The organism is Nocardia sp. NPDC004860, from assembly GCF_040609015.1.
Lineage (GTDB): Bacteria > Actinomycetota > Actinomycetes > Mycobacteriales > Mycobacteriaceae > Nocardia.
This window is the reverse complement of the sequence record NZ_JBEXJI010000007.1, coordinates 124,261-144,670: the sequence shown is the minus strand read 5'-3', so window position 1 is coordinate 144,670 and position 20,410 is coordinate 124,261. Positions and strand designations below refer to the sequence as shown.

The 20,410-nt window shown below is 69.8% G+C and carries 18 protein-coding genes, 1 tRNA gene and 1 riboswitch; of the genes, 6 read left to right on the top strand and 13 right to left on the bottom strand.

Annotation, left to right across the window (positions count from 1 at the left end; genetic code table 11):
• Positions 1-25: 25 nt before the first annotated feature.
• Positions 26-799, bottom strand: a complete 774-nt coding sequence (locus tag ABZV44_RS16695) for a pyrimidine reductase family protein (protein WP_354836827.1) — start codon at positions 797-799, stop codon at positions 26-28.
• 35 nt (positions 800-834) lie between these two features.
• Here ABZV44_RS16695 and zapE point away from each other — a divergent pair, with 35 nt between their 5' ends.
• From zapE to ABZV44_RS16680, 3 genes are all read left to right on the top strand, one after another.
• Entirely contained in the window at positions 835-1,857 is a 1,023-nt protein-coding gene (zapE, locus tag ABZV44_RS16690; protein ID WP_354836825.1) for a cell division protein ZapE, read from the top strand.
• Positions 1,858-1,997: 140 nt separating this feature from the next.
• Positions 1,998-2,801, top strand: a complete 804-nt coding sequence (locus ABZV44_RS16685; protein ID WP_354836823.1) for a tyrosine-protein phosphatase — start codon at positions 1,998-2,000, stop codon at positions 2,799-2,801.
• 273 nt (positions 2,802-3,074) lie between these two features.
• Entirely contained in the window at positions 3,075-4,901 is a 1,827-nt protein-coding gene (locus ABZV44_RS16680; RefSeq protein WP_354836821.1) for an ABC-F family ATP-binding cassette domain-containing protein, read from the top strand.
• On the opposite strand, the gene ABZV44_RS16675 is transcribed toward ABZV44_RS16680, so the two are convergent.
• Both ABZV44_RS16675 and ABZV44_RS16670 read right to left on the bottom strand, forming a co-directional pair.
• Positions 4,877-5,413, bottom strand: a complete 537-nt coding sequence (locus ABZV44_RS16675; protein WP_354836819.1) for a GNAT family N-acetyltransferase — start codon at positions 5,411-5,413, stop codon at positions 4,877-4,879. The two genes, ABZV44_RS16680 and ABZV44_RS16675, sit on opposite strands and share 25 nt — an antisense overlap.
• 8 nt (positions 5,414-5,421) lie before the next feature.
• Positions 5,422-6,654, bottom strand: a complete 1,233-nt coding sequence (locus tag ABZV44_RS16670) for an MFS transporter (protein ID WP_354836817.1) — start codon at positions 6,652-6,654, stop codon at positions 5,422-5,424.
• A 220-nt stretch (positions 6,655-6,874) separates the two neighbouring features.
• On the opposite strand from ABZV44_RS16670, the gene ABZV44_RS16665 reads away from it, so the two are divergent.
• Both ABZV44_RS16665 and rox read left to right on the top strand, forming a co-directional pair.
• Complete coding sequence (locus ABZV44_RS16665) at positions 6,875-7,912, top strand: hypothetical protein (RefSeq protein ID WP_354836815.1); 1,038 nt, start codon at positions 6,875-6,877, stop codon at positions 7,910-7,912.
• A gap of 257 nt (positions 7,913-8,169) precedes the next feature.
• Positions 8,170-9,597: a rifampin monooxygenase gene (gene rox / locus ABZV44_RS16660; protein ID WP_354836813.1), complete on the top strand. Its 1,428-nt coding sequence runs from the start codon at positions 8,170-8,172 to the stop codon at positions 9,595-9,597.
• 380 nt (positions 9,598-9,977) lie between these two features.
• On the opposite strand, the gene ABZV44_RS16655 is transcribed toward rox, so the two are convergent.
• The 9 genes from ABZV44_RS16655 to ABZV44_RS16615 form a co-directional block, all read right to left on the bottom strand.
• Complete coding sequence (locus ABZV44_RS16655; RefSeq protein ID WP_354836811.1) at positions 9,978-11,162, bottom strand: hypothetical protein; 1,185 nt, start codon at positions 11,160-11,162, stop codon at positions 9,978-9,980.
• 99 nt (positions 11,163-11,261) lie between these two features.
• Positions 11,262-11,561, bottom strand: coding sequence for a hypothetical protein (locus ABZV44_RS16650; RefSeq protein WP_354837076.1), 300 nt, complete (start codon positions 11,559-11,561; stop codon positions 11,262-11,264).
• Between the two features lie 116 nt (positions 11,562-11,677).
• Positions 11,678-11,750, bottom strand: a tRNA-Gly gene (locus tag ABZV44_RS16645).
• 151 nt (positions 11,751-11,901) lie between these two features.
• The gene (locus ABZV44_RS16640) at positions 11,902-13,092 is read right to left on the bottom strand and encodes a hypothetical protein (protein WP_354836809.1); all 1,191 of its coding nucleotides are present in this window, start codon (positions 13,090-13,092) and stop codon (positions 11,902-11,904) included.
• On the bottom strand, positions 13,089-14,723 hold the full coding sequence (locus ABZV44_RS16635) for a cutinase family protein (RefSeq protein ID WP_354836807.1): 1,635 nt from the start codon (positions 14,721-14,723) through the stop codon (positions 13,089-13,091). Before ABZV44_RS16635 ends, ABZV44_RS16640 begins: the two co-directional genes overlap by 4 nt.
• Positions 14,724-14,788: 65 nt before the next feature.
• A complete protein-coding gene (locus ABZV44_RS16630) occupies positions 14,789-15,373 on the bottom strand; it encodes a hypothetical protein (protein ID WP_354836805.1) in 585 nt (194 codons plus the stop codon).
• A gap of 401 nt (positions 15,374-15,774) precedes the next feature.
• Positions 15,775-16,743 (bottom strand): hypothetical protein, encoded by a 969-nt coding sequence (locus tag ABZV44_RS16625; protein ID WP_354836803.1) that lies wholly within the window; start codon positions 16,741-16,743, stop codon positions 15,775-15,777.
• A 3-nt stretch (positions 16,744-16,746) separates the two neighbouring features.
• Entirely contained in the window at positions 16,747-17,523 is a 777-nt protein-coding gene (locus tag ABZV44_RS16620; RefSeq protein WP_354836801.1) for a hypothetical protein, read from the bottom strand.
• Positions 17,524-17,857: 334 nt separating this feature from the next.
• A complete protein-coding gene (locus tag ABZV44_RS16615) occupies positions 17,858-18,973 on the bottom strand; it encodes a hypothetical protein (RefSeq protein WP_354836799.1) in 1,116 nt (371 codons plus the stop codon).
• Between the two features lie 364 nt (positions 18,974-19,337).
• On the opposite strand from ABZV44_RS16615, the gene ABZV44_RS16610 reads away from it, so the two are divergent.
• The gene (locus tag ABZV44_RS16610; RefSeq protein ID WP_354836797.1) at positions 19,338-19,994 is read left to right on the top strand and encodes a hypothetical protein; all 657 of its coding nucleotides are present in this window, start codon (positions 19,338-19,340) and stop codon (positions 19,992-19,994) included.
• Between the two features lie 3 nt (positions 19,995-19,997).
• On the opposite strand, the gene ABZV44_RS16605 is transcribed toward ABZV44_RS16610, so the two are convergent.
• Complete coding sequence (locus ABZV44_RS16605; protein ID WP_354836795.1) at positions 19,998-20,312, bottom strand: SMR family transporter; 315 nt, start codon at positions 20,310-20,312, stop codon at positions 19,998-20,000.
• Positions 20,313-20,321: 9 nt separating this feature from the next.
• Positions 20,322-20,385: riboswitch (guanidine-III (ykkC-III) riboswitch) on the bottom strand.
• Positions 20,386-20,410: the final 25 nt, after the last annotated feature.

Sequence of the window (20,410 nt, the reverse complement as noted above, 5' to 3'; positions counted from 1 at the left end):
AGCCTGCCAGGTCCGGCACGCGGTTTCAGCCTCGGGTGTGCGCGCGTTCCCATCGGGTCAGGATCGTGCCGTCGGTGTCGAGCAGCAGGTGGCAGGGGTCCATCGGGGTGGGCAGGGCCTTGGGGGACACCGCGATTCGGCCCGCGGTCCCGCCCACCAGCTGCGGGGATACGGTCAGGCACAGCTCGTCCACGGCTCCGGCGGTGAGGAATTGGCCGAACAGCGAGGGCCCGCCCTCGCACAGCACCCGCCGCAGCCCGAGACGCTCCAGTGCGGTGCGGACGGCGGTCACGGTGGATTCGGTCGCGTCGGATTCGATCACCTCGGCCCCCGCGTCGAGGAGCCGCTGCTTGCGGTCGCCGGGCGCGGCGGTGGTGGTGAGGATGATCGGCCGCGCCCCGGTGTCGGTGAACAGCTTGCTCGCCGGATCCAGGGCCGCGGACCCGGTGACGACCGCGATGCGCGGCGGCGTCCCGTCCGGATCGCCGCCGAGCCCCTCCCGGTGCAGCCGCTCGCGCAGGTCCGGATCGGTGTGTGCCGCACCGTAGTTCTCCGCGCGCACGGTCCCGGCCCCGACCAGCACCACGTCGGCCAGATCCCGCAGCAGCCCGAAGACCCGCTTGTCGGCGGGCGTGCCCAGCGCGCCGGAGCGCCCGTCCACGCTGACCGCGCCGTCGATGCTGGTGACGAAGTTGACACGGACGTACGGTGCGGATGGCTCGACCGGATACGCGTACAACTCGACCAGGTCGTCGCGGGTGAGATCTGTGAGCTGAATCGCATTCGGCATACGCTGCATAAGGACCCATCCCACCACGCATCTACGCTGACGCCGTGCAACAACGCCTCGTCGATCGCCACCCGGAGGTTCCGGCAGACCAGCTCGTGGCCCAGATGGTTCCCCCGCCCACCTTCGACGAGGTGAGCTTCGGTTCCTACATCCCGGATCCGAAGGAACCGTCCCAGGCCGCGGCCGTGCTGAAGGCCGAGCTGTTCGCGGATCAGGTGACCAAGCTCCGCAAGGCCGCGGACAAGAAGGGTCTGTTCGGCAGGAAGAAGCCGGTGCACGGCATCGGCCTGTACCTGGACGGCGGCTTCGGTGTGGGCAAGACCCACCTGCTGGCCTCGATCTTCCACAGCGTGCCGGAGCCCAAGTCCTTCGGCACCTTCGGTGAGGTCACCAATCTGGTTGGCGCGCTGGGCTTCAACAATGCCGTGGAGCGGCTCGCGGGCAACAGCGTGCTGTGCATCGACGAGTTCGAGCTCGACGATCCGGGCGACACCATGCTGGTCTCGCGCCTGCTCACCGAGCTGACCGACCGCGGCGTCTCCGTGGTCGCCACCTCCAATACCCTGCCGGGCCAGCTGGGTGAGGGCCGTTTCGCCGCCCAGGACTTCCTGCGCGAGATCAAGAAGCTGGGCGCGCTGTTCGAGGCCGTCCGCGTCGACGGCCCCGACTACCGGCACCGCGATCTGCCGCCCGCCCCGGAGCCCACCGCTCCCGAGCTGCTGGCCGAGAAGGCCGCCGCCACACCGGGTTCCACGCTCGACGACTTCGACGCGCTGGTGAAGCACCTGAGCACGCTGCACCCGTCCCGCTACGGCGCCCTGATCCACGACGTCTCGGCCGTGTACATCTCGGATGTACACCCGGTGACCGATCAGGCGGTCGCGCTGCGCATCGTGGTGCTCGCCGACCGTCTGTACGACGCGGGGATCCCGGTCACCATCTCGGGCGCGAAGCTGGACCAGATCTTCACCCAGGAGATGCTCGACGGTGGCTACCGCAAGAAGTACCTGCGCGCGATCTCGCGTCTGCTGGCGCTGTCGCGGTTCGAAGCCCCGGCTCACGCGTAACGCGCGTGATCGCCGGCCCTGGCTCAGGTGTAACCGCCAGGTAGGACCCGGTTTCTCTCATAGTTTCCTTAGGTAATAAATTCCGGGGGTCAGTGAAAGCCGGGCCGGATTCGGTTTTCGGCCCCGGAAGGAGATCTGCCTTGCGTAACCGTGCTGTCCAAGCTGCCGCGGTGGTCACCATCACACTGTCCGCGAGCCTCGGGTCGGCGACCGCCTTCGCCGCCGACCCGCCCGCCGCCACCGGCAGCGTGCTCGTCGATACCGACAACCGTGCCCTCGGTCTGACCGGCGTGCTCAACGCCCGGGACGCGGGTGGCTACCGGACCGTCGACGGCCACACCGTGCGCACCGGTCTGGTCTTCCGCACCGGCGACCTGAGCAAGGCCACCGCCGCCGACCTGGCCGAGCTGGCGTCGTCGAACGTGGCGTCCATTCACGATCTGCGCACCAGCTACGAGCAGCTGTTCATGGGCGTGGACAAGGTCCCCGCCGGCGCCGCCGAGCATCACGACGACATCATCGGCCAGGCTCCGCCGCAGGTGATGGTCTCCACCCTGTCCGCGGGCACCGACCTGTATCGCGCCTTCATCACCGCACCGGGCGCGAACGAGGGCTTCGCGAACGTGTTGCGCGACATCGCCCACAACCCGGGCGGCGTCCTGTTCCACTGCACCGCGGGCAAGGACCGCACCGGCTGGACCTCGGCGGTGCTGCTGACCATCCTGGGTGTGGACAAGGACACGGTCTACTACGACTACCTGCTGTCCAACTACTACCGGGGCGCCAAGGACGGCGACATGATGAACGGCGTCACCGCCTCGGCGCTGGATTCGGCCTTCGACCAGGTGAACAAGAGCTACGGCAGCTTCGACAACTACGTGCGCGACGGCCTGAAGCTCTCCGACGCGGACGTGGCCGCGCTGAAGGCGAAACTGCTGGCCTGACAAGGTCGTTCACGAGGTGACAGCGAACGCCGGGTGGTTCTTACCGCCCGGCGTTCTCCTTTGTGATCCACGACAAAGTGGTTGACGGCCCAGTGCCGCACCGATAACGTTCCAGGCCTCATGGGTATCGGTTTCCTGTTCTTGTGATCGCTTCGCCGCGTTGAGCTTTGCTCCGCGTCGAATCCCCTCCCACGCCTATCCGCCTGTCGGCGTTCGATTTTCGCGTGGGTTCCACCCATCCGGCTCGTGCCGAGCCGAGAACAGGAGATCCCTGTGCTTACCCTCCGAACACCTGCCGTCTCCCAGCTGACCCTGTCCGGCGTCACCAAACGCTATGCCGACCGCATCGTGCTGGATGCGGTGAACCTGTCCATAAGGCCGGGTGAGAAGGCCGGCGTGGTCGGCGACAACGGTGCCGGCAAGTCGACCCTGCTGCGGCTCATCGCGGGTCGCGAAGTCCCCGACAACGGCGAGGTCGTCGTGCAGGCCCCGGACGGCATCGGCTACCTGGCCCAGAGTCTGGAGCTGCCGCCCACCGCCACCGTCGGCGCGGCAATCGACCTGGCTCTCAGCGATATTCGCGACCTGGAGACCCGGATGCGCACCGCCGAGGCCGAATTGGCCGAGCCCGGGCCGCTCGGCCGCCGCCTCGAGGCGTACACCGCCCTGGCGGCCCGGTTCGAGGCGCGCGGCGGGTACCCGGCCGATGCCCGGGTGGAGGCGGCCCTGCACGGCCTCGGGCTGCCCGGCCTGGACCGGAATCGCCTGCTGGGCACGCTGTCCGGCGGTCAGCGCCGCCGCCTGGCACTGGCGGCCACCCTCGCCTCCGCGCCGGAGTTGCTGCTGCTCGACGAGCCCACCAACGACCTCGACGACAACGCTGTCGAATGGCTCGAGGGGCAGCTGCGTGACCACCCCGGCACCGTGGTGGCCGTGACCCATGATCGCGTCTTCCTCGAACGCATCACCAGCACCGTGCTCGAGGTGGACGCGGGCGCGGTCGCCCGCCACGGCAACGGCTACCCCGGCTACCTCACCGCCAAGGCCGCCCAGCGGCACCGGCAGCAGCTCGAGCACCAGCGCTGGCGCACCGAGCTGGCCCGCAACGAGCGACTGGCCGAGTCGAATGTCGTCCGCCTGGAGGCGATTCCGCGCAAGCTGCCGCTCGCGGTCTTCGCCGCCGGTCCCTTCCGAACCCGCAGCCGCGGCCACGGCGCCCAGTCCCGCATCCGCAACGCCAAGGAGCGGGTCTCCCGCCTGACCGCGGATCCGATTGCGCCCCCACCGGATCCGCTCCGCTTCACCGCCGAGATATCCACGACCGACCCCCTCCTGGCCGTTGCCGGACCGACCGGCACCGGAACGACCGGGGTTGGATCGACCGAGACCCCGCTCGGTGTCATCAGCCCAGGCGGCGCTGTGCCGGGCGGCGCCGTACCCGTTGGCATTGCGTCGACCGCTACCGCGTCGGGCGGCACGACGCCAACGGCGTCCGGCGACAGCGGCGGGGTGGTCGCGGTCGTGCCGCCTGTCGCCGAGGTGAGTTCGGTTGTGGTGGAAGGCCGTTTGCGCATGGACGGCCTGCGGATCGAGGCCGGTGAACGGTTGCTGGTGACCGGTCCCAATGGTGCGGGCAAGACCACGCTGCTGCGGCTGCTGGCCGGCGAGCTGGCTGCCGAGGCGGGCGAGGTCGCGGTGCGCGGCCGGGTCGGGCATCTGCGGCAGGAGGAGTCACCGTGGCCGGCGGAGCTGACGGTGCTGGGTGCGTTCGCTTCCGGACGGACGGGCTATCCGGACGAGCATGCCGAGGCGCTGCTGGCGCTGGGCTTGTTCCGGCCGGACGACCTGCGCCTGCGCATGGGTGAGCTGTCCTATGGTCAGCGCCGTCGCGTCGAATTGGCGCGGCTGGTCACCGATCCGGTGGATCTGCTGCTGCTCGACGAGCCGACCAACCACCTGTCCCCGGCCCTGGTGGAGGATCTGGAGCAGGCCCTGGACGGCTATCCCGGCGCGGCGGTGCTGGTGACCCACGATCGACGGATGCGGCAGCGTTTCGCGGGTCGCCGCCTGGAGCTTCAGAATTCGTGCAGCATGACGTAGTCGTGGTGCAGCTGGTTGCCGACGGTGAAGGTCTTGGTGCCGGCGACGGTGAAGCCGTGTTTGCCATAGAAGCGCTGGGCGCGCGCGTTCTGCTGGTTCACGCCCAGCCACACGGCTTTGCTGCTGCCGGCCCGGGAGTGCTCGAGCGCGCGCCGCATCAGCGCCGCCGAGACCCCGCTGCCGTGCCGGCCGGGCAGCACGTACATCTTGCTGAGCTCGGTCACCGGGCGCAGCGTGATGACCTCCGCCACGGCGGGATCGGCCGGTTCCATGGCATTGAGCAGTGCGTAGCCGACGATCTCGCCGCCGAGCACCGCCTTCAGAACCACACGGCCGGGATCGGCGAGATACTCACGGAACCGGTCCGCGGACAGCACCTCCGCGATGAAGGCGGCCATGTCCTCGGGGGTCGATCCGGGCGGGCAGGCCAGCGGAAAGGTCGCGGCGGCGACGACGGCGAGTTCGCCGGCGTCGTCCGCGGTCGCCGGTGTGATGGCTACGGAATCGCTCACCGGTCCAGTCAAGCAGGCTCCGCGGCGGGCTCGGCGGCCGCGGGGGTGGCGTCGGTGCGGCGGTGGAAGACCCGGGCGCAGCCGATGAGCACCACCGCGAAGGCGAGCGGAATCGCGAATCCGGCACGCAGATCGGCGGCGTCGGCGACCGCACCCACCACCGCGCCACCGACCAGGGTGCCCGCGTAGTTGAACAGATTGAGCCGCGCGATGAGCACATCCAGCTCGCGTCCGCTGGTGAGCTGCCCGGCCTCGCTGAAGCACAGCGGCGCGATCACCGGCAATCCGATTCCGGCGACCAGGAATCCGAGGATCGCGGCCACCGGTCCCGGGGCGGTGACCACGATCACCAGACCGACCGATCCGACCGCCGCGGCCACCCGCACCACCGTGCGTGGTCCGAACCGGCGTACCCACAGGTCGCCGGTGAGGCGGCCGAGGAGCGACGCGCCCTGGTAGGCGGCCAGCGCCAGCGCGGCGGTCGCGGAGGAGGACAGCAGTTCATCCTTCAGGTACAGCGCTGACCAGTTGCCGACCGCGAGGTCGATGGCGAAGGCGAGGGCGATCACCGCGCCGAAGATCCAGAAGATGCGCATCGGCACCGAGCCGGCCGGTTCGTGTTCGGCCGGACCGGCTTCGGCCTCGTCGGTGCCCAGCAGTCGCGGTCCCGCCGCCAGGCAGCCGATGGCCACCACCGCCGCGGCCACCAGGATCGACGCCTGCAACGGTATCTTCAGCGCCTCGAACGCCGAGACGAACAGCGCCCCGGTGATCGATCCCGCACTCCAGGCCGCGTAGAACGAGACCAGAATGAATCGGCCATAGCCATGTTGAATGAATACCGCCTGCATATTGGTCCCGGCGTCCACGATGCCGACGGCCACGCCGTACATCCCCAGGGCCACGAAGGCCGCAATGATGTTCGGCGACAGTGCGATCGCCACCCCGGAGACCGCGATCAGCCCCAGCCCGATCCGCAGCGCGGTGCGGCTCGACCAGTGCAGCGCGATCCGCTCGGCGGTGATGCTGCCCACGCCCGCGAGCAGCGAGATGAGCGCGACGATCGCCACGATCAATCCGTCGGACAGCGTGAATTTGTCCTTCAGTTGCGGGAGCTCGGTGAGAATCACGGCCAGGAAGAACCCCTGCAGCGCGAATGCCACCGAGTTCGCCGAGCGCGCCGCCCGCAGTGTCGGATGGAGAGCGCTGAGCTGCGGCTTCGGGGACTGACTCGGGGGCATTTCGAAAGACTAGCGGCGGCGGGCCGGTCCGGCATCCCGGGCACGGGTTACGATCCACGCCGCGCTTGATCACACGCGGCTCGCGGTTGGGTAACGAATCTGGTCGCTTTCGTGTCTTCGGACGCATGCCCTGCGGCACTCTGGAAGTGACGGCTCGGGCTGGTGGTTTCCGATAGGACGGAAGCGGTCCTTCCGTGTGTGTGGTGGCTGGGGTGATCTTGTGAGCACGAGGCGAGTGGAAGTTCCGCGGGAGCGGTCGGTGGCCCTTGCCGACCCGGATCCGCGTGCGAATCCTGCGACCGCCGTGGGGGATTCGGCCGTGGACAAGTCTGTGCCCGGGACGGTGGAGAAGTCTGTGCGGGGTGACGCGGACACGGCTGTCCGCAGTGCCGACGGGCGTGGCCATGCGGCGGGGGAGCGGTGCCGGGAAACCGACTGTGCGGACTGCCGCTGGGATGTGCAGCGGCTCAAATTCTGGCTGCGCGGCCGGCTGCTGGCGGCCGGCGCCGAGGATGTCCAGCTGGATGTCGCTGTCGGTGCGCAGCTCTCGGATGTGCTGTGGCGCAAGGGTGATCGCAGCGGCGTCATCGAGGTGTCCAGTGCGCCACCCGAGTTGGCGCGCGCCCGTGTGGTCACCGCCGAGCTCCGGGCCGGCGGTGGTGGTGAAGTGCTGTGGATCTGCCCGCCGGGTTTCTGGACCGCGCAGCTGCCCGGGCTCGGCCTCGACGACTTCGCCGCCGAGGGCTGCGAGTACCGGGTGGTCGGCGGCCTGCTGTCCTCCGGCCCCGGCGGTGTGGTGTCGGCTCGCCAATCCGCCTGTGAACTCCGTGAATTCGTAACAGGCTGGGTGGACGGGGCGATAGCGTTCGGCTGCCGCGACGAGCACACGGGAGGATGGGCGACGGTGACCGACTGGGAACGCCACACTCGGACACAGGCGGCCGTCATCGCACGGCAGCGTCAGGAACTCATGAATCAGCGCACGGCTCTGGCGTTGGCCCGCAAGGCCACCCGCGACAAGACCAAGCAGCTGCTGCGCATGACCCACCGCCTGGAGCGCGCGGAGATCGCCGCCCAGCAGCAGGCCGACGATCTGGCCCAGACCCGCCGCAAGATCGCCGACCACAATCGGGTCGACGCCACGCTGCGGCTCACGGTGGCGAGTCAGAAGTCCGCGATCCTGCACTGGCAGCTGATCACCTGGTTCGCGGTGATGGTGATCATCACCTTCATCGCCGCGGGCCTGGTCCTGAAGTAGCCCACCGAACCTCACCTCAGCGGCCGAGCCCGGCGCATCCGCGGGTTCACGCGGAACACCGCTATGTCCTGGGAGTTGGGGGGCGGAGCCGCCGAGCGTTTCTGGGGTTTGGGGGGCGAAGCCCCTGAGAGCGCCGAGAGTTGGGCTTCCCCTTTCAACGTATATCGCAGTGGGGGGCTTGCGGCAAGGCCCGGGGGGTGCCGCAGAATCGTCGGCCGACAGGCGATTACCTGCGGAAATCAGGAGGATGGCGATTCATGGCCGATGTGATCATTGCGGGCGCCGGGCCGACGGGACTGATGCTGGCCGCGGAGTTGCGGTTGCACGGGGTGGAGGTGCTCGTGCTGGATCGGGACCCGGAGCCGACCAAGGTGGTGCGGGCGATGGGGATGCACGCACGCACTGTCGAGGTGCTGGATCAGCGCGGTGTGGCGGATCGATTCCTGGCGCTGGGCAAGCAGCACGATCCGAGTGCCTTCTTCGCGGGCATCGTGCCCGCGCGGCCGGTGCGCTTGGACACCACGTTTCCGTTCGTGCTGGGTCTGCTGCAGCCGATCACCGATCGCCTGCTGGCCGAGCGCGCGGTCGAGCTGGGCGCGGAGATCCGGCGCGGGTGTGCGGTGGCCGGGCTGAGCCAGGACGCGGACGGGGTGACGGTCGAGCTGGCCGACGGTTCCCGGCTGCGCTCGCGTTACCTGGTCGGCTGTGACGGCGGCCGGTCCACGGTGCGGAAATTGCTCGGCATCGGGTTTCCGGGCGAGCCGGCCCGGCTCGAGACGCTGATGGGCGAGGTGGAGCTGACCACACCGCAGGAGGAGGTGATGGCGCTGGTCACCGAACTGCACAAGACGCATCGGCGCTTCGGTGCGATGCCGCTGGGCAATGGCGTGTACCGGCTGGGCGCCCCCGCCGACGGCGTGGCCGAGGACAGTGATGTCCCGCCCACTCTCGACGAGCTCAAGCGCCAGGTCCGGGCCATCGCCGGCACCGATTTCGGTGCCCACTCACCCCGTTGGCTCTCCCGCTTCGGCGACGCCACCCGTCTCGCCGACGCCTACCGGTCGGGCCGCGTCTTCCTGGCGGGCGACGCGGCGCACATCCATCCGCCCAATGGTGGTCAGGGTCTCAACCTCGGCGTCCAGGACGCGTTCAACCTGGGCTGGAAGCTGGCCGCGGCCGTGAACGGCTGGGCCCCGGCCGATCTCCTCGACACCTACGAATCCGAACGCCGCCCGGTGGCCGCCGACGTCCTCGACACCGCCCGCGCCATGAGCGAACTCACCTCCCTCGAACCCGGCCCCCAGGCCCTGCGCCGCCTGCTCACCCAACTGATGGAATTCGAAGAGGTCCACCGGTTCCTGATCGAACGCGTCACCGCCCTCGGCGTCCGCTACGACTTCGGCCCGGGCGACGACCTCCGCGGTCGCCGCCAGCGTGATGTGGCCCTGAAGCGCGGCCGCCTCTACCAGCTCATGCACCAGGGCCGGGGCCTCCTCCTCGACCAGACCGGCCGGCTGTCGGTCCAGGGCTGGTCCGACCGCGTCGACCACGTGGTCGATGTCAGCGAGGAACTCACCACCCCCGCGATCCTGCTCCGCCCGGACGGCCACATCGCCTGGTCCGGCTCCGACCAGCAGGACCTGCTCGAAGTCCTGCCCCGCTGGTTCGGCACCGCCGCAAGCTGATTCGGCGCCATCACGAGTTGATTCGGCACCGCCGAGTGCTGGCTCAGCGCCGCGCCGAGCTGATTCGGCAGCGTCGCATGCTGGTTCAGCACCATCGTGCGTTGATCGGGCAGCGTCGCATGCCGATTCGGCACCGCCACGAGTTGATTCGGCCACGACCTCGGCCGTTCTGCGCCCCGGTAGAAGACCGCTGGCCGAGATGCTCCGGCCAGATGGTGACCACCTCGCCGGCCATCAGGCGAATGATCGAGATGCCGCCGAATCTGCCTGTGCCGATACCTGGGCCACGCCGGTCCCCCACAGGTTTTCAAGATCAGGGAGCTCACAGCGCGGGGTATCGGGCGAAATTCCTCGGTGAGAGTTTCCTGACTTGAAGCGGGTCAGCGGGTGAGGCGGAAGGGGGCGCGGTGCCAGTGCCAGTCGTGGCGTAGGACCAGGGCGGCGAGGTCGAGGAGGTCGATGCCGGTCTCGGTGCGGTAGGCATCGAGGGCGGGCCAGCTCATCGGGCCCGTGGACAGTCGGCTCGTCAGGGTGGACTCGTGGTGGGAATTCACGGTGCGCGACAGCAGTTCCGGGATGCCGTCGCGGCTGCCGGTCCAGGTGAGCCAGCCCCAGCCGCGGGAGAAGGCGTGGGCACGGGAAGCTGCCGCGCGGGCGCGCTGGGGGTGCAGGGCGGTGTGGGCGAGGGGGAGGACGTCGATGAGGACGGTGCGGCCATCGGTGAATCGCGCTGCGGCGGTGGGGTAGTGGACGCGGTCGGCGCCATCGAGTTCGTAGGTGACGGCGGCGGGGAGCTCGCGGAAGGATTCCACGCGTGGGCTGGCGTCCAGCAGGCGGAGCAGGCGCGCCTGCAGGGCGGTGTCGAAAGTGACTTCGCGGCCGAGCTTTTCGGAGTACATGCGCCCGCGGCCGTCATCGTCGTAGTCCAGGCGTCCGGCCGGGAGGACCGGGAGTTCCTCGGGGCTGCCGTCGCTCCATTCGACGCGCCGCAGCCACGTATTCCACATGTCGTCGGGTGTGTCATCGGATTGCGCCGCGGGCAGCAGATGCCAGCGCCCCTTCTGCTGCCACCCTGCGATGCGCTGAAAGACGAAGCCCGCCAGTCGTTTCGAGTCCTGCAGATCGTGCCCGGCGAGCCGCAGCTTCAGATACGCCCAGTCCTGGGCCGCGATGTCGCCGTCGGTGGCATAGGTTTCCGCGAGCAGTGTCCGCACCAGTCGCTCATCACCCCACCCCACGGGATACCGTTCCGCGAACACCCCCAGATCGTGCTGCCCGATGGCCAGTGTCTGCCGCAGCATGGTGCCCACGGCCCGCGTGTACAGCTGCCGCGCTCGATCGCGCGAGACCCCGAATCGCGCGCCCAGCAGCATGAGGGTCTCCGGACCCTCCCCGTCCAGTCCGAGCCGGCAGGTGATCAGCTCGGCATCGCGTGGCCGATCGGCCACCACATCGCCGGCCATGGCGGCCAGCACCTCGTTGACGTGCTCCAGCCCGAAGTCGACTCCCTCGGCCGGGTCGTCGCGCGGTGTGGTGCGCGCGGTGCGTGCGTTGCTCGTCGTCAAGGCCCCTACCCGTCTTCGCCAGTCGGTTCGACGAGCCTAACGGTGCCCACCGACACACGGCGCACCACGCGCTGAACGGCCGGAGTTGCCGTGGAACGGTCAGGATCCGATGACGGCATTCATGATGGTGCCCGCGCTGGTGGCGATGATTCCGCCGATCATCGCTCCGGCCACCATCTTCGGGGAGGCGAGCCCGCCGCCCGACCACTTCTCCCAGGCGAAGCGGCCACCGGCGTAGGTGATGCCCAGGACACCCGACAGCAACACGAACCAGGTGAAGTACCGGACGAGCTTCATGAGCTTGTCCGCCACCGGCGGTGTCTCCGGTGTCGGGTTGCCGAGCTGGGCGAGCACGGCGTGTTGGGAAAGCACAGTGTCGTGGAAGGCGCTGAGCAACATGGTCACTCTGACAAGGTTACCGGGAAATCGGGCCGATATGGCTGCGAATATGCTCGGGATCTACTGCGCAAGAACAACTTTCGCGGCTCGAGCGCTGCGTCTCGTTGTCTGTGTTGAGCGGATGACGGGATTCGAACCCGCGACCCTCACCTTGGCAAGGTGATGCGCTACCAGCTGCGCTACATCCGCATCGCTTCCATCCGGCCCGCTTCGGCCCGTCCGGCTGCGAGAGAGAACACTAGCCCACCCGCCCCGCATTTCCAAAACGGCTGGCAAACCCTGAGTTGCCCCGGCGTGCCGCCGGGGCGGGGTTGGCGGTGTTGCGGTCGTGGCGCGGCGGCTATTTGGGGGTGTCCTCGTTCATGGGCACGATGGCGGAGATGAGGGTCGCGTCTCCGATCTTGGTGGTGATGACCAGCTGCGGCGACCAGGTGCGTTTGGTGGCGTCGGGGTGCTGTTCGGTGACGACCATGATGTGCTGGCCGTCGAAGGGTCCGGGCATGATCTGCACGCAGTAGGTGGTGCCCACCGGGATGCTGTCGATACCGGCCTGGATCTGGTCGACGGTCGGCGTGGGTGCGTCCGGCGCGAACATCTCACGGACCGCCTTGCCCGAGCGGTCGACGTAGTAGCGGTTCTGCAGCGCGAGAATGGCGTCCGGGCCGGACTTGGTACTGCCGGGCCCGTTACCGCGGACATGGCCGCCCTTCACCTCATTGGGGCAGAGGTTGGCGGGTAGGCCCGACGCCGGTTGGTCGGTGGGTGAGGCTGCGGTGGGCGTGGATGCGGCGGGTGCGGCCTGAGGCGTGGCGACATGGGGTTTCGCCGGTGCGTCGCCACCGGTGACCTTGGCGATCTGGACCGCGATCGCGGCCGTCACCGCGAGGACGGCGAGCAGGCCGAGCAGGGGGACGGCCCACTGGCCGCCTTTCAGCGTGGGGAGCACGAATCTCGGTCGCTGCCTGGTCGGCCGCGCGGCCCGCTTCAGGGGTCGGCGGGCGGTCGGGTAGCCCGGCGGGGGACCGTCGGTGCCCGCGGCGTGCCGGGCCGGGGCGTAGGCCGTGAGCGTCCGTGGCGGATCGCCCACCCGGACGCGGCCCAGCCGGGCGTGCGACGCGCTCGCCTGCCGGGTGTCCGGCGGGTCGTCGATCGACCGAGCGTGGAACGGGCCGGAGGCCGGCCGGGCGCCGGGCCCGCTGTACTCCGAAGCGGCGGCGGCCCAGCCGGACGCCTGCTGGGGATTCGATTCCGCCGACCGCGGCTCGTAGTACTCGTCCTCGTCGTCGAAATCGTCGTACTCGTCGTCGAATTCGTCGGCTTCGTACTCGTCACGATCGGCCGCGTAGCTCTCGTGGCGGGCCGCGCTGACCCTGCCGGACTGCTCGGGGTACTCGCCGTATCCGGAGCGCACCGGCCCGGCCGCGCCGGTGATCCAGTCCGACCAGCTGCCCGTGTACGCCTGCGCGCCCGCGTGCGGCGGGGTGGGCGGCTCCGATTCCGTTGTCCGCGACTCCGATTCGGTGGTGCTCATGGCGTCGCCCGCGGGCTGAGGTCGGGGATCAGTGGCGCCCCGCTGGTGGTGGGTGTGGTCGGGGCGGGGGAGAAGCTCAGTACCGGGACGCCGCTGCTGGGCGTGCCGGTGCCGGTGCCGCCGCCGAGCGGGAACTGCCCATTGGGTGCGACGCTGGTGGGCGTCGTCGAGGTGCCCGCGAAATCCATTCCCAGCGTGGGTTTGTCGCTGCCGCCACTCGGGATGGCGCCCGGGGTGGCGGCCCCGGACAGGTCGTGGGCGACGGCCGCGAACCATTGGCCGACCCAGTCGGTCGGACTCTCGCCGAATCCCGCGCCCTGGGCGTGGGTGTAGTCGTGCTTCTGCGCGGTGTCCCAGTACCGCACCCAGGTGGTGATGTCGAGCAGATCCTTGTTGTCGGTGACGTTCTGGGTGACGGCCGTGAATGCCTGGGTGGTGAGCCGGCTGATGGTGGTGGGCGGCACCAGGTTGGTGACCGCGCCGACCAGCTTGGCCCCGAACACCGCCAGACCGGCGAGGGGGTTGGCCAGTCCGGCGGTGGCGATCTCGGTGATATTGGCCGGGGTCAGGATGTCCTTCACCACGGCCACAATGGAATTGATGGCGATGGTGCCGACCTTGAGCAGCGCCTGGAACGCGCCCGGGACGTCGACCTGGGTGTTCGGGTTGGAGGCGTCGGCGATGCGCTGCGAGATCGACTTCTGCGGCTGGTACGACAGATCCGACAGCGAGTTGCCGGACACGTCTTTGTTCACCACCGAGGTGGCGGTCTTGATCGAGGTGTAGGCCAGCGCCTCTGCGATGGATTTCAGCGACCCGATCGGGTCACCGGCCGAAATCTCCACCTGCCCAGCGATATTGGCGACGGTCCGCACCAGCGGCGCGCCCACCGGGGTATCGCAGGCCAGATCGCCCTCGGTGCAGAATTCGGCGACCCGCCCTACGAGGGTGCCGAAGTTCTCGAGGGTGGCGCTGTCGGGGGCGATGCCCGCCCCGGACGCGGTCTTGGTGGCGGGCGGATCACTCAGTGCCGCTACGGATTTGCCGTTCGTGCCGGGTGCGGCGGTGGGCAGCTTCTGATCCGGCTTGCCCGGGAACAGCGGCGCGTTGGCATTGCGGTTGGGATCGCCGAACAGCGCGACGGCCGCGATCCGGTCGGCCGGGACGGTGCCCTGGCCCGCGCCGATCTCCTGCGCGAACTGCGAGGCCACATGCGCGCCCTGCGAGTACCCGGCGATGGCCAGTTTCGTGCTGGGGCAGCGGTCGGTGACCTGTTTGGCCATGGACCGCAGCCGGTCCAGGCCGCCGGTGACCGACTGGCTGTAGGTGGTGGTGGACACCGACACCGCGCCGCCGAAGGACGCCTCGTAGGGCACGTAGGCCCGGTCCACCAGACCGGCGTCGCTGGCGGCGGCCATCATGGGCCGGAAGACTTCCGACAGCATGCCGGTGTCGGTGGTGACGGCGGCGTCGGGGGAGGATTCGCCGGTGCCCTGGACGCCGAGCGCGAACAGCGCCGGGCATTTGTCGATGGGGACCGTGGTGTCCGGCGGCCCGCCCCGGGCTTCCGCCGTATTCGGCACAGCAGGCCCGACGGCGGCCGTCGCCACGATGCAGACGGCCGCGGTCAAGAGTGCCGAGCTCCGAAACCTCACGCTGGGCAGCAGTTTTCGATGCACGTCGCACCTCGTTCAGGTTATGGACTGGCTGATTCCGCGCCGTGCTGCGCGCGTTCGGTGATCCGCGCCCCGGCAATGCGCGCCGCGGTGAGGATCTGCTCGGCCAGAAGCCGAACCGGTTGCGGGGGAGTGCGAGTGGGATCCCCGTCGTCCACCGGTGAGCCACCGGCGGCGGGATCCCATTCCGCCATTTCGTAGGGTTCGAGGGCGCGCCACTGCTCGAGCCAGCCCAGCCGCCAGGTGCGGGCGCCCAGCGCGACGGCCAGGCCCTCCATCTCCTCGCGCCGCTGCGCGACCGGAATCGGCAGCGGCCGAGCCGAATCCGACACGGTCACCACGCCGACCACCTGACTGCCGGCGGGCGTGGCCCGGGCCTGATGCGCCAGCAGCGCTCGATGCAGCGCATTCACTCCGCGCAGATGACTGCGCCCGACGAGCACCACCAGCGGCGAATCCAGATCCCCCGCCAGCCCGATCCGCGCGGGCCACCGTTGCCCCGCGTCCCCCGCCCAGCTGAGACTGGCCGCGAGACTGCTCACCCCCGCGCCGCCGTGCACGCCCACCAGCCACACCAGTGGCGGCCGCGGCGGCCGATTCGGCACCGCTCGATGCCACATGGGTACGGGAGGAGCCGTAGGCGCGGGCTGCCCGGGTGGAGGCGCGTCGGAGTATCCCGGTGCGGTTGCGTAGGAATGTCCCGGTGCGGTCGTGTCGGAGTGTCCCGGTGCGGGCGAGGCGACAGGCCCTGGTTCTGGTGCGTCGGAACGTACTGCGCCGCTGCGCCATTCGCCGCCACCCAGTGGTTGCCATGCGGCGCTCGGCATAGACGGCCGACCAGGGGTTGTCTCGTCGCCATCGAAGGGACTGTGGGCGGTGTGCGGTGCTGGACCCGAGTTGTCGGTGGCGGGCGGTGCCGGGGTGTGGGCGGCGTGCGGTGCCGGGGTGTGAGCGGTGTGCGGTGCCGGGTCTGGTGGCGATGCGCGGTGCGGGTCGTGGAGCGTGGTCATCGCAGCGCTCCGAGGAGGGTGAGGTAGGCGTCACGGGTGGGTGCGGTGAGGTGATGCCAGGTGATGGGGCCGCCGGTGGCGAGGTGGAGGTCGAAGGGGATCGGGACCACGGCGCGGACCCAGGAGCCGAGGTGGGTGCGCACATGGTCGAGAACCGCTGCGGCCGAACCGGGTACCTGTTCGGTGAGGACGATGACCGCGTCGCCGACGACGAATTCGCTGAAGTTCTCGTCCAGCCAGGTGAGGGCGGGCTGGAGGCGGTTGATGGCGTCGGGACGTGCGGCCACGGTGATCACCAGCCCGACCCGGGGGTCCGCCAGCAGCGGGGCCGCCAATCGGCTGGTGACCGGTGCGCCCGCATCGAAAACCCCCAGCAATCCGGCGTTTTCGAGATGCCGCGCGACCGACACCAGGGATTCCCTGCGCGGCAACGGGTCCGGCGTCCGCCCCAGCACCCGCACTCCGGTCGACGTCTGCCCCGAGCATGCCCCCACACTCGACGCCAGCCCCGGATACGGTGTGCCGAGCCACTTCTGCAAGCTCCCCACCGGAGCCGCCGCGTCACACCCGCGCAACGCCACGTCCCCGCCCCCGAGCGTCGCGTCCACCACCACCGGCCACACCTCGCCGTCACTGTCCACGGCCGCCGCCGCGGCCAGCCCCAGCGCCGTCGTACTGGCTCCTGACGCCCCCGACCCGCCCAGCACCAGCACCGGCGGCACGGCGGCCCGCACCAGCCGCCCCTGCCCGCCCCGCAATGGCACGCCATCGGTGGGCGAACCGGCCGGCCCGGGCTGCATCAGCTCACTGAGCCCCGAATCCCCCTCGCCCCCAGCCGCACTCGCTCGCACCGCCTCCACCAGCCGCGCCTCCACCTCCGCACTCGTATTCGGCTGTGCGAGACCGGGCCGGGGTGTGGGGGGACCGGGAGGAGTGGAGCGGAGCCGGTCGTCGATGTCGACCATGGCTCACCGGCTTCCGGCGACGATGGAGGTGATGCGGACCTGGCCGTCACGGGCGGCGGTGGTGATGACCTGCTGCCAGGAGGTCTGAGTGCCGTCCGGGTGTTTCTCGTCGACGGTGACGTTCCAGCGGTCGGCGTCCGCGCCGGTAATGGTGACGCAGTGCTCGGTGCCGGCCGGGGTGGCCGAAATCGCGTCGCGGGTGGCCTGTTCCGGGGCGACGCGGGCGTCCGGGGTGAGCAGGGCGCGGACCGCGCCCACGTCGCGCAGCACGTACCAGGCGTATTCGAGGTGCATGATGACGCCGGGCCCACTGAGGAGGTCGCCGGCGGTGTCGCCGCTCACCCGCTGCGGCGTACTGATTTCCTGGCACCAGGCGACCAGCCCCGGCTGATTCCCGCCGGACGTGCTCGTGCCCGCCGCACTGGTCGCCGGAACCGCCTGTGGCGCCGGTGAATCGCCCGGCGTGAGCGCCAGCCACCCGGCCCCCGCCACCAGCACCAGCGCCAGCGAAACTCCGGCAATCGCGAGTGCCCGATTGCGGATCCGCAACCGCCGCTGCGTCTGCTCCGCCCGCCGCCGCGCCTCGGACACCAGTGCCGCCATCGGATCCTCGGCCCGCAACTCGTCCGCCCGAACCGACTGCCGCCCCGCCTCACTCGCCGCCGGCACCGCCCCCTCCGTCAGCCACGAGGCCCACCCCGGCGCCTCCGCCTCCACCGCCCCCACCGGCTCCCCACCGCCCGGAGCCAGCACCGGCATCACCGGCCGCCCCCCACTCACATTCCCGCCACCCCCATCCCGCTCCGCCGAGAACCCCTCCCAAACCTCCGCAGCCCGATGCCGCCCCGCCCCACTGGGTGTGCCGCTTTGGGTCTGGGCTGCGCCGTTATTGGCTTGTGGCGCGGCGCTTTCGGCCTGGGCCGCGCGGTCTTCGGTCCGGGCCGTGGCAGATGCCTTGACGGCGGGATCGGGGTCGAGGGCGAGGAAGTCGTGGGCGTGGTCGGCTCGGGTCGGGTCGGGATGCGGGGGTGGGGAGGTGGCTGGAGGTAAGTGGCCTGGGGTGGAGTCGGAGGCGTTGGTGTCTGGAGTCACGGCGTTGCCCGTGCCGTTCCGGTCACGCACCCGGCGGGGCGGGTTGCAGGGCGGCCATGAAGGCTTCGGGGGTGAGCGGGGGCATCTGCGCCACGGCGGCGCGGAACGAGTCGACCTGTGCGTTCACGCCGTCCACTACCTGCTCGACCACTGGCGCGGCCTGCGGCGCCACCGCGGCCACCTGCTGCTCGACGGTCGTGGCGACCTGCGCGATCGGCGCAGGCAATCCGGCGACTGTCGAAACCGGCTGCACCCCGGGCAAACCCGTAGCGGGATCCGAAACGGGCACCTGCGCAGCGGTATCGATCAGCGGTGGCGGCGCAGCCGGCTCGGGCTGCTTCGCGTTCCCTCCGCCGAGCGCACCAGCGACGATCGCGCCCAACGTCCCGACAACTCCAACTGCGGGAATTCCAACTACGGCAGCGCCGGTGAGGCAGCCAGTCACACCGCCGACCAACGCGCCAGCAGGCGCGCCAACGCCCGCTGTTGGGACGCCGCCGATGACACCGCCGGCGACCGCGCCGACTACTGCGCCGACAGCACAACCTGCCGGAACCAGGGCGACGGTTGCCGCCCCACCGGCGGCCAAACCGAGTCCGGCACCGACGACACTGGACGCGGCCAGTCGATCGGATTCATCCTCCGAGTAACCAAGATGGTCGAATGCGGCGGCAATCTGCCACTCGGCCATGTCGGCGTACGCCTGGGCTTTATTGCGAGTCTTCGTGTCGACCCAGTCCGGCAGTTGAATCGTGTTACTTCCCAGCCGGAGCTGATGCGGGTCCGCAGGCATCACTTCGGGCGCATTCGCGGCGGGCTGACCAGGCTGGGTGTCCTGCGGTTCAGTCGGCTGGACCTGTGGCTGGGTCTGCGGCTGAATGATGGTGTCCTGCTGCGGCGTTGTCTGCTGCTTCGGCCGGGGACGGTTCGGGGGCGCGATGGGTGGATCCGGGATGTAATCCGCCGGGCTGGGTGAGGAATTCGCGGGCGGCTGTTGCGGCTGGGTGCTCAGGCCCGGCTGCCCGTCGCCGGGTACGGCGAGGCCCGGCTGGCCCGGGGCCGCGGCGGCCACGCCCTGGCCGGCCACCAGCGCGATGGGCAGCATCGACAACAGGATCGAAGTTCGTGTGGTCTTCATGTCCCCAATTCCCCTTCCCCGAATGGACAGCACCGGGCGCACGGCCCGAATCCCCCCGGATGCCATGGCATTCCGCACCCCTGGCCGACTACACAGGTGGCCCACCGGAACCAGGTCCCGGTGATCCATCATGAACCCCACCACCTGCGATGATCATGTTGCGGCCCTGATCTTACCCGGATCGTGAGCCCCCACAACCGGTTCCGTGACAGGAGTGACGAATTGTTAAACCGAGCCGAGCAACACTCGTAGATCAGCGCCCGGCACTCGTAGGATCACGACACGTCGCCCGCCCGCGCGTCATCCGAACCGGCTTCACCGCAACACTTCTCGACCATGCCCAGGTCCATCCGGAGGAATCCTCATGCGCGCCAAGCCAGCACACCATGCGCAAACTTTCGCCGCCGCGGCCCCGGCCCTGCTCGTTTCCGCGGTCGTGCTCGGCGTCGCTGCCTGCGGAGTCAGTGATCAGAGCGCCGCGAAAACGACCACCACACCGGTCGATCCGGCCCGCGCTCCCGCCGACGTGCACTGGGAGAACTACCAGGGAGTCCAACTGCCCATCGGCAGTCACGACGGTCCCAGCAAACTCGGCTCCACCGCCGCGGGTTTCTCGCACACCCCGCAGGGCGCGGCGCTGGCCGCCATCAATCACAGCACCCGGCTATCACTGGCCCCGGACGGCGCATGGCCGCAGGTGGCGGCCATTTCGCTGATTCCCGGTCCGGCCAAGGACTCCTGGGTACTGGCCCGCGCGCAGGTCTCGATCACCGCCCCCGCCAATCCGGTGGTGGCCCCCCACATCACGGCCTACAAGCTCACCGCCTACACCCCCGACCGCGCCGATCTCACCGTCTATGCCACTTACTCCGACGCCAGCATCACCGCGACCACCGAGACCGTGCTCTGGGCGTCCGAGGATTGGCGGCTGCTCCTCGCGGACCCTGCCACCAAAACCCAGACCGTGCAATCGGTTCCCAGCGTCCCCGCGGACGCGGTCAAGCTGGAACCTCCGAAATAACGGCTACCCGACCAGTTTCAACCCCATCACGCACGCCACGATCCCACCCAGCAACAGCAGCTTGACCGCACTGACCGCGGTCCCGCCGATAGCCATGGAATAGACGACGGTCAACACCGCCCCGATCCCCACCCACACCGCGTACGCCGTCCCCACGGGCAGCCCCCGCATGGCATAGGCCAGCCCCGCCATACTCACCACGAGCGCCGCCCCGAACACCACCGTCGGCCCGAGCCGGGTGAACCCGTCCGACTTCCCGAGCGCGGTGGCCCACACGGCCTCGAAAACCCCGGACACGACCAACACCAACCACGACATGACAACCTCCGAAGGCCGTCTTGTCGCACACCGGGTACGGCTCCCTCGTCCGGGCCCCCAACCGGGGGCTACCTACACGATGGCAAATATTCAGCGAC

What these genes read in the sequence shown, in the direction of transcription:
- ABZV44_RS16610 (WP_354836797.1), top strand. Translation starts at nt 19,338, where the DNA reads ATGCGCGCCAAGCCAGCACACCATGCGCAAACTTTCGCCGCCGCGGCC.
- ABZV44_RS16625 (WP_354836803.1), bottom strand. Translation starts at nt 16,743, where the DNA reads ATGGTCGACATCGACGACCGGCTCCGCTCCACTCCTCCCGGTCCCCCC.
- ABZV44_RS16695 (WP_354836827.1), bottom strand. Translation starts at nt 799, where the DNA reads ATGCAGCGTATGCCGAATGCGATTCAGCTCACAGATCTCACCCGCGAC.
- ABZV44_RS16650 (WP_354837076.1), bottom strand. Translation starts at nt 11,561, where the DNA reads ATGTTGCTCAGCGCCTTCCACGACACTGTGCTTTCCCAACACGCCGTG.
- rox (WP_354836813.1), top strand. Translation starts at nt 8,170, where the DNA reads ATGGCCGATGTGATCATTGCGGGCGCCGGGCCGACGGGACTGATGCTG.
- ABZV44_RS16640 (WP_354836809.1), bottom strand. Translation starts at nt 13,092, where the DNA reads ATGAGCACCACCGAATCGGAGTCGCGGACAACGGAATCGGAGCCGCCC.
- ABZV44_RS16605 (WP_354836795.1), bottom strand. Translation starts at nt 20,312, where the DNA reads ATGTCGTGGTTGGTGTTGGTCGTGTCCGGGGTTTTCGAGGCCGTGTGG.
- ABZV44_RS16670 (WP_354836817.1), bottom strand. Translation starts at nt 6,654, where the DNA reads ATGCCCCCGAGTCAGTCCCCGAAGCCGCAGCTCAGCGCTCTCCATCCG.
- ABZV44_RS16615 (WP_354836799.1), bottom strand. Translation starts at nt 18,973, where the DNA reads ATGAAGACCACACGAACTTCGATCCTGTTGTCGATGCTGCCCATCGCG.